Raw genomic sequence first — 4,261 nt, forward strand, 5'->3', positions numbered from 1 at the left:
GCGCCCAGGCCGCCCGTTGCCGCGCGGGTGAGGCGGCGGGCGAGGAGGCCGGTGCCGCGGACGGCGAGCTGGTCCTCCCGGCCCACGCCGGCGAGCGCGGCGGTGAGCCGTTCGGCAGCCGTGGGGTCGAGGGTGGCGGGAAGGTCGAGCAGGCCGCCCCAGCGCTGGGGCTGTTCGAGGGCGACAACCCGGCCGAAGCCCCAGACGAGGGCCTGCTCGGGGGCGTCGACGGTCTCGGTCGCGCCGGTGGCGACGGCGCCCCGGGTGGCGAACCAGACGGGTGCTTCCTGGCCGAGGTCGTCGAGCGCCTGGACGAGGGAGACCGTGGCGGCGAAGCCGCGGGGCAGGCCGGGCAGGCCGTCGTACTCCTCCTCGTCGAGAGCGAGCAGCGACAGCACGGCCTGCGGCCGGTCCTGTCCGGCGGCGCGGAGGAGTTCGGCGATGCGGTCGCGGCCGTCGTGCGGGGCGACCGCGACGGTGACCGGTTCGGCGCCCGAGCGGGCGAGGGCGTCGACGACGGCGGTGGTGAGGGCGTGGCCGGGGTGCGCGGGGTCCTGGTGGGCGGCGGGCAGGGCGACGAGCCAGTTGCCGCGCAGTACGGGTGCCGGGGTGGCGGGCAGGGGCTTCCAGGTGACGCGGTAGCGCCAGGCGTCGACGACGGCGTTCTCACGGCTGCGCCTGCGATAGTCGCTCAGGGCGGGCAGGACCGTGGAGAGGGTGTCCTGGTCGAGGTGGAGGGCGGCGGCCAGCGGGCCGGTGTCGCCGTTCTCCACGGACTCCCAGAAGCGGGAGTCGAGGTCCGTGCCGGTGGCTTGCGCGGGCCCGGTGAGCTGAGCGGGCGTGGGCCAGTAGGTGCGGCGCTGGAAGGCGTACGTGGGCAGGTCGACCCGGGTGCCGGCGCCGACGAGAGCGGGCCAGTCGACGGGTGTGGCGCCGCGGACGCTCAGCTCGGCCAGGGAGGCGAGAAAGCGGCGCGGCCCGCCTTCACCGCGGCGCAGTGTGCCGGTGACGACGGTGCCGGTGCGGCCGTCCTCGTCGAGCGTGTCGCGGACGGCCGCGGTGAGGACGGGGTGCGGGCTGGACTCGACGAAGGCACGGAAGTCCTGTGCGGCCAGGGCGCGTACGGCGTCGGCGAAGCGGACGGTGCGGCGCAGGTTGTCGTACCAGTAGGTGGCGTCGAGGCGCTCGGTGTCCTGCCAGTCGCAGGTGACGGTGGAGAAGAACGGCACGGTCGCGGCGCGGGGCTGTACGGGGGCCAGGTCGGAGAGGAGCCGGTCGCGGATCTCCTCGACCTGGGCGGAGTGGGAGGCGTAGTCGACGGGGATCTGCCGTGCCTGTGCGCCGGCGGCGGTGAGGTCGGCGACCAGGTCGCGTACGGCATCGGCGTCGCCCGAGACGACCACGGAGGCAGGGCCGTTGACGGCGGCGACCGAGAGCCGCCCCTCCCAGCGTGCCAGCCGCTCCTCGACCTCGGTGACGGGCAGCAGCACGGACGCCATGCCTCCGCGTCCGGCGAGCGCGGTGATGGCCCTGCTGCGCAGGACGACCACGCGGGCCGCGTCGTCCAGGCTGAGGCCCCCGGCGACGCAGGCCGCGGCGATCTCGCCCTGGCTGTGCCCGACGACGGCGTCGGGGTGCACACCGCGGGACTGCCACAGTCGCGCCAGCGACACCATCGTCACGAACAGCAGCGGCTGGACGACGTCCACGCGGTCGAGGGTGGGGGCGCCGTCCTCGCCGCGCAGCACGGCCTCGACGGACCAGTCGACGTACTGCTCGACGGCCGCTGCGCAGGCGGTGAAGTACTCACGGAAGTCGGGGTCGGTGTCGAGGAGTTCGGTGGCCATGCCGGGCCACTGGGGGCCCTGGCCGGAGAAGACGAAGACGGTACGGCCGTCCACGTCGGCCACACCCTGCACGAGCCCTGCCGCCGGTGCGCCCGCCGCCAGGGACTCCAGGCCGCGCAGCAGCTCTGCGCGGTCGTCCGCGAACAGCACCGCGCGGTGTTCGAACGCGGAGCGGGTGGCGGCCAGCGACCAGGCCACATCGTGCGGGGCGAGCGCCTCGTCGGCGCGCAACCGGGCGTGCAGTGCGGCCGCCTGGGCGCGCAGCGCCGTCGAGCTGCGCCCGGAGACGACGTACGGCAGTGTGGTGCGCGGCGGTTCGGCGGGCCGTTCGCCGGGCTCGGCCGGTTCCGCCGGTTCGGAAACGCTCTGTTCGAGGATGACGTGGGCGTTGGTGCCGCTCACGCCGAAGGAGGACACGCCCCCCACGCGCGGCCGGTCGCCGGCGGGCCACGGGCGGGCCTCGGTGAGCAGTTCGACACGGCCCGCCGTCCAGTCGACATGGGTGGTGGGGCGGTCGACGTGGAGGGTGCGCGGCAGCAGGCCGTGCTGCATGGCCAGCACCATCTTCATGACGCCGGCGACCCCGGCGGCGGCCTGGGTGTGTCCGATGTTGGACTTGACGGAGCCGAGCCACAACGGCCGTTCGCGGTCCTGGCCGTAGGTGGCGAGCAGGGCCTGCGCCTCGATGGGGTCGCCCAGGGTGGTGCCGGTACCGTGCGCCTCCACGGCGTCGACGTCGGCAGTGGACAGCTGGGCGTCGGCGAGGGCCTGCCAGATGACGCGCTGCTGGGACGGGCCGTTGGGGGCGGTCAGTCCGTTGGAGGCGCCGTCCTGGTTGACAGCGCTGCCGCGGACCACGGCGAGCACCGGGTGCCCGAGGCGGCGGGCGTCGGCCAGCCGCTCCACCAGCAGCATTCCGGCGCCCTCGGCCCAGCCGGTGCCGTCGGCGGCCTCTGCGAACGCCTTGCAGCGGCCGTCGGGGGCGAGGCCCCGCTGCCTGCTGAACTCCATGAAGAGGCCGGGGGTCGACAGCACGGTGACACCGCCGGCGAGCGCCAGGTCGCACTCCCTCGCGCGCAGCGCCCGTACGGCCAGGTGCAGGGCGACCAGGGAGGAGGAGCAGGCGGTGTCGACCGTGACCGCGGGGCCTTCCAGGCCGAGGGTGTAGGAGATACGGCCGGAGACGACACTGGCGGCGTTGCCGGTGCCGACATGCCCCTCCAGGCTCTCCTGCGAGGCCAGCAGCAGCGCCGTGTAGTCCTGGCCGTTGGTGCCGGCGAAGACACCGGTGCGGGAGCCGCGCAGGGTCGTGGGGTCGATGCCCGCCCGCTCGAAGGCCTCCCAGGAGATCTCCAGCAGCAGCCGCTGCTGCGGGTCCATGGCCATCGCCTCGCGCGGCGAGATCCCGAAGAAGGACGCGTCGAAGTCACCGGCGCCGGCGAGGGCGCCGCCGGAGGTGCTGTAGGTCTTTCCCGGGCGGCCGGGTTCGGGGTCGTAGTGGTCGGCGAGGTTCCAGCCCCGGTCGGTGGGCCACTCGGCGACGGCGTCGCCGCCGGAGCCGAGGAGCCGCCACAGTTCCTCGGGCGAGTTGGCGCCGCCGGGGAAGCGGCAGCTCATCGCGACGATGGCGACCGGTTCCCGGGACGCGGACTCGGCCTCGCGCAGCCGTTTGCGGGTCTCGTGCAGGTCCCCGGTGACCTTCTTGAGGTAGCTGAGGAGCTTTTCCTGCTCGTTCACGCGTACTCACCCACCTGGAAGATCGTGTCGGTCGTGGCCGTGGTCGTCCCGCCGGTTACGGCAGTGGCCGTGGTCGTCCCGCCGGTCATGAGATGCCGAGGTCGTTGTCGATGAGGGCGAAGATCTCCTCCGCACCTGCGGAATCGATCCGGTCCTGGAGGTCGCCGTCGCCGTCGTCCGTCGGCTCGGCCTGCGGCTCGCCCTGGCCGTTCCAGCGGGAGGCGAGCGCCATCAGGCGGGAGGCGATCCGGCCGCGCTGCGCGTCGTCCCCGTCGAGCCCGGCCAGCGCGGCCTCCAGCTGGTCGAGGGCGTCGAGGACGGGCGCGCCGCCGCCCTCGGTGACGGTCAACGACCGCAGGTGGCGGGCGAGAACACGCGGCGTGGGCTGGTCGAACAGGAGCGTGGCGGGCAGCTGGAGTCCGGCTGCCACTCCGAGCCGGTTGCGCAGCTCCACCGCCATCAGCGAGTCGAAGCCGAGTTCGGTGAAGGCGCGGTCGGCGTCTATCGCGTCGGCGGAGCCGTGCCCGAGCACGGTGGCGACGTGGCCGCGGACCAGCTGGATCAGCAGCCGCTCCTGCTCGGCCTCGGCGAGCCCGGCGAGCCGGGTGCGCAGCGCGCCGCCCGGGCAGCCGGTACCCAGCAATGGCTCGGTAACGGTGCCTTGCCCGGCGTGCGGC

At 74.5% G+C, this 4,261-nt stretch carries 2 protein-coding genes; both read right to left on the reverse strand.

All coding sequences use genetic code 11. The features are described from left to right. Positions 1–3,584 (reverse strand): type I polyketide synthase (locus ABT186_RS44925; RefSeq protein ID WP_351930172.1); only part of this gene is annotated, 3,584 nt, incomplete at its 3' end. 85 nt (positions 3,585–3,669) lie between these two features. Further along, on the reverse strand, positions 3,670–4,261 hold a 592-nt coding region (locus tag ABT186_RS44930; protein ID WP_351930174.1), incomplete at its 5' end, for a phosphopantetheine-binding protein.

The organism is Streptomyces sp. NPDC001634, assembly GCF_040298185.1.
GTDB lineage: Bacteria > Actinomycetota > Actinomycetes > Streptomycetales > Streptomycetaceae > Streptomyces.